The organism is Thermodesulfobacteriota bacterium (assembly GCA_040756475.1).
Lineage (GTDB): Bacteria > Desulfobacterota > Deferrisomatia > Deferrisomatales > JACRMM01 > JBFLZB01.
The window spans coordinates 1-4082 of record JBFLZB010000280.1; the positions used below are offsets into that span (position 1 = coordinate 1).

Genomic DNA, 4082 nt, shown 5'->3' on the forward strand with positions numbered 1-4082 from the left:
CGATGTTCGGAGGCCGCGTAGCCGAGGGAGCCGGCGCGCCGAACCTCACCGCTTTCGGCCTCGCTGCCGCGGTTCGGTCGAGGCGGTACGGGGCTGCGCTCCAGGACTCCCGGACCCCGCCCAAAAAATTTGGCGGTGGATTCTGGCCGCCCGCCCCGCTTGACGCAGGCCGCCCTCCGGGGTAGCAGTGGAGGCACGCGTGCGCTGGCTCTCGCGCGCGGGATCCAGCAAACCCGGGTCTCGCCGGCCGGCGGTCCGGGGAAAGGAGGCGGTGTCATGGCGAGGTGGACGTCGGTCATCCCGGTGGCGTGGGCAATCTGCCTGGCGGGCGGGGCGGCGTGGGGCAGCGCGCAGGATCCGCCGCAGGGCGAAGAGGCATTTGAGGCGCTCTGCGTGCGCTGCCACCGGCTGAGCCTTCCCCTGGAGCGGCCCAAGAGCTGCGAGCAGTGGAAGGTCACGGTCGCCCGCATGGCGGAGCGCCGCGTGCGGCTCAAGCAGGAGCCCATCCCGGAGGAGACCCAGGCCGTGCTCGCCGAGTACCTGGCGGCGCGCTGACGCAGCGCCGACCCGGCGTTTCCCGGGGGACCGGGAGGGTAGCGATCTCGATCCAGATCGAAATCGAAATCGAAATCGCCAGCGGGTCGATCCCGATTGCGATGCTCGATGGGAACGGGGGGTCCCCCTGGGGTGCTTCAGAGCGGGGTGAGGCGCGCGGCCGCGGGCGCTTCGGGGGGCAGCCCCAGGTAGCGCATGGTGACCTGGGGCGAAGCGTGGTGGTAGTAGCGGGCCAGCACGTCGAACCCGACACCGTAGACGGTGCGCTGGAGGTAGCCGAAGGTCTTGCGCAGGGTGTGGGCGCCGAAGCGCCCGGGAATTGCCGCCCCGCGGGTCCACTGGGCCACCAGCTCCTCGAGCCGCTCCAGGGTCAGGGGCGTCCAGCCCCGCTCGGTGGCGAAGAGGTACATGTCGGTCGGGGGGGGCGGGGGGGCCAGCAGCTCCAGGTGCCGCTGCAGGGTCTCCCAGGCCTCCGGCGGAATCCACAGGGGCACGAGGGCGCCCGTCTGTTTCTCGGGCACCGGGACCGTGGAGCCGGGCCGGGCGTCCCGCACGCGGTTCACGGTGGCCCGCAGCAGGTCTCCGGCCCGCAAGCCGTTGTTGATGCCCAGGGTGAAGAGCAGCAGGTCCCGCGGGCGGTCGGCGAGCAGCGCCTTGACCGCCTGCACCGACTCCAGGGAGCGCAGGGGCTCCACCAGCGAGTCGGACCTCACGCCCCGGCCTTCCATCTCCATTGCGTTTGTGCGCACGGTGCTCCTCCGGCAAGCTCCCGGCCTCCGTATCGGCCGCATCCTCTAAAGTCGTGAGGCCTCCCTCGCGGGGGCGGAGCGCCGCGGTCTTCCAATTGAAGGGCGCGGCCCGCTTCTGCTACCGTGACACCGCTTCTCTCTCTCCCGTCCACGGAGGGCATCGCGTGCTCTTTCGAAGGAAGAACGTCTCCCCGGCCCCGCCGGAGGCGGAGCCTGTTTCCCCCGTGGCCCCGGAGGTTCTCGAGGTGCTCCAGCGGCTGGAGAAGTCCGGGGTCCAGCTCCTCGTCCAGCTCACCGGCACCGACGTGTACACGACCGAGGTGGTGGGGCTGGGGAGGGACGGCTTCTTCATCGACACCTTTTCCCCGCCGGAGGGAGACCGCCGGGTGACGCCGGGAGCGCGCCTCTACGTGGAGACCCTGTACCAGGGGATGACCTACACCTTCGAGACCACCGCCCAGGGCAAGGTGCAGTTCGTCGACGAGCTGCCGGCCTTCAAGGTGGCCTACCCCGAGGAGATCCGCTCCGAGCGCCGCCGCAAGAGCCCCCGGGTGGCGACCCGCGGGGACGCGTCCTTGTCCTTCCTGTCTCCGTTCGCCTGTGATGCCCCGGTCGTGAACCTGAGCGAGGGGGGGCTCGCCTTCGACTACGGGGCGGACCTGGGCCGCCTGCGGATGGGTACCCTGGTGCGCGACGTGCTCCTGGAGCTGGGCCGGCACCCGGTCATCACCATCCAGGGGCGGGTGGTGGGCAACCTGGTGGCCGAGCTCGGCGGCCTGAGCCTCCCCAGCCGATACCGGGCGAGCCTGGCGTTCCAGGGGCTCGGAGGAAAGGAGGAAGCGGTGGTCCGCGCGTACCTGGGCGAGCTCAAGGGGGCCGATGTCCTCGTGTGAGGCCGGCGGTTCTCCTGCCCTGGCGGGAGTCCAGGTCTCGGGGCTCACCCTGGGGCTCTCCGAGTCGGCCCAGCGCCTGCCCTCTCTGGCCGCCCGGCGGGCGGGCGTACCCGAGACCGCGGTGCGGGGCTGGAGAGTTCTTCGCCGGTCCCTGGACGCCCGCGGCCGCCGGGAGCCCCGGTACGTGTTCCGGGTCGGGCTGCTGCTCGCCCCCGGAACCCCGCTGCCCCCGCCGGACCTTCCTTTCCGGGGCAGCTCGGAGTCGCGGGTCGCGGCGTGGGCGCCGGAAGACACCGCGCCCCGCCCCCTGCCCCAGAACGCCCGGGCCCCCGCGGCCGGACCGCCGCCCCTGGTGGTGGGGACGGGCCCCGCGGGCCTGTTTGCCGCCCTTCGCCTGGCAGCCTACGGGTGGAAGCCCCTGCTCCTCGAGCGGGGTGACTGCCTGGACGAGCGGATCCGGACCGTAGCGCGGTACTGGCGGCGCGGGGAGCTCGACCCCGAGAGCAACGTCCAGTTCGGCGAGGGGGGGGCCGGCACCTTTTCCGACGGCAAGCTCACCTATCGGGGCAAAGATCCTCGCAGGCAGTGGGTCCTGGAGCAGTTGGTGGCCGCGGGCGCGCCCGAGGAAATTCTCTTCGATGCCCGCGCCCACCTGGGGACCGACCGCCTCCGGGGGCTCCTGCGCCGGCTGCGGGCCGCCCTGGAAGCCGCCGGGGCCGAGGTGCGGTTCCGCTCCCGGGTGCAGGGGCTCCTCCTGCGAGAGGGCCGGGTCGCGGGGGTCGAGACCTCCGGCGGCCAGGTCCCGGGACGGCCGGTCTTTCTCGCTCCGGGGCACAGCGCCCGCGATCTGGTTTCGGCGCTGGCGGCCCAGGGGGTTGCGGTGGAGCCCAAGGGCTTTGCCGTGGGGCTGCGGGTGGAAGTTCCCCAGGAGCGGGTGGACCGCAACCAGTACGGTTCGTGGGCGGGGCACCCCGGTCTTCCCCCCGGGGAGTTCGCGGTCAAGGCCCGGACTCCGGGAGGGCGCGATGTCTACTCTTTCTGCATGTGCCCCGGCGGGGTCGTCATCCCCGCGGGGAGTGAAGCCGGGGGTCTCGTGGTGAACGGAATGAGCGCCTCCGGGCGCACCGGGCGCTGGGCCAACGCGGCCCTGGTGGCGGCCGTGGGGCACCGCGAGCTGGGTCCCGGCCCCCTGGCGGGCCACGCCTTCCAGCGGGAGTGGGAGAGCCGGGCGGGCGGCCTGGGCGGGGAACGGGGCGTTCCGGCGCAGCGGCTGGAGGACTTCGTCGCCGGGCGCCCCTCCCGGGATCTTCCCCCTTCGAGCTGCCCGTGGCCGACCGTGCCGGCCGACCTGGCCAGCTGCCTGCCGCCCTGGGTGGCCGAGGCCCTGCGGTCGGCGCTTCCGGACCTCATCCGGCAGGTGGGCGCCCTGAAGGCAGGGCTCCTGCTCGGGGTGGAGACCCGCACCTCGAGCCCGGTGCGCCTCACCCGGGCAACGGACGGCCAGGCTCCGGGTTTTCCGGGTCTCTACCCGGTGGGGGAGGGGGCGGGCTACGCGGGGGGCATCGTGAGCGCCGCCGTGGACGGGGTGCGGGCCGTGGATGCCTACGCCGAAGCCGCCCAAGCTGCCCAAGCTGGGGAGGTTGCCGGGTGAGCCGGAGCGCAAGAGTACTGGCACTGCTGCTGTGCCTTCCCCTGGGAGCGCTCCTCGGCGGGGAGTGGCGCCCAGGGGGGTTCCCCCCGCGGGCCTGGGCAGGTGAGCCCTTCCGCATCCTCCACCCGGGGGACGACAGCGCGCGGGGCGGCACCTCCGGGTGGCTCGTGGTCCAGGCTCCCTCCCCGCCCCAGGTCACCGTCGACGGCCTTTCGGCCGGGGACCCTCGGAGCG

5 protein-coding genes are annotated in these 4082 nt (G+C 73.4%); 4 read left to right on the forward strand and 1 reads right to left on the reverse strand.

Annotation, left to right across the window (positions count from 1 at the left end):
- Positions 1–276 precede the first annotated feature (276 nt).
- Positions 277–555: a hypothetical protein gene (locus AB1578_22385; protein ID MEW6490645.1), complete on the forward strand. Its 279-nt coding sequence runs from the start codon at positions 277–279 to the stop codon at positions 553–555.
- Positions 556–692: 137 nt separating this feature from the next.
- Here the strand turns inward: AB1578_22385 and AB1578_22390 are convergent, their stop codons facing one another.
- Entirely contained in the window at positions 693–1304 is a 612-nt protein-coding gene (locus AB1578_22390; protein ID MEW6490646.1) for a tyrosine-type recombinase/integrase, read from the reverse strand.
- Between the two features lie 164 nt (positions 1305–1468).
- Between AB1578_22390 and AB1578_22395 the strand changes: the two genes are divergently transcribed.
- The 3 genes from AB1578_22395 to AB1578_22405 form a co-directional block, all read left to right on the forward strand.
- Positions 1469–2197, forward strand: coding sequence for a flagellar regulator YcgR PilZN domain-containing protein (locus tag AB1578_22395; GenBank protein ID MEW6490647.1), 729 nt, complete (start codon positions 1469–1471; stop codon positions 2195–2197).
- A complete protein-coding gene (locus AB1578_22400; GenBank protein ID MEW6490648.1) occupies positions 2184–3848 on the forward strand; it encodes an FAD-dependent oxidoreductase in 1665 nt (554 codons plus the stop codon). Before AB1578_22395 ends, AB1578_22400 begins: the two co-directional genes overlap by 14 nt.
- The coding region (locus AB1578_22405) for a hypothetical protein (protein ID MEW6490649.1) at positions 3845–4082 on the forward strand (238 nt) is incomplete at its 3' end. The genes AB1578_22400 and AB1578_22405, both read left to right, overlap by 4 nt.

What these genes read in the sequence shown, in the direction of transcription:
- AB1578_22385 (MEW6490645.1), top strand. Translation starts at nt 277, where the DNA reads ATGGCGAGGTGGACGTCGGTCATCCCGGTGGCGTGGGCAATCTGCCTG.
- AB1578_22400 (MEW6490648.1), top strand. Translation starts at nt 2,184, where the DNA reads ATGTCCTCGTGTGAGGCCGGCGGTTCTCCTGCCCTGGCGGGAGTCCAG.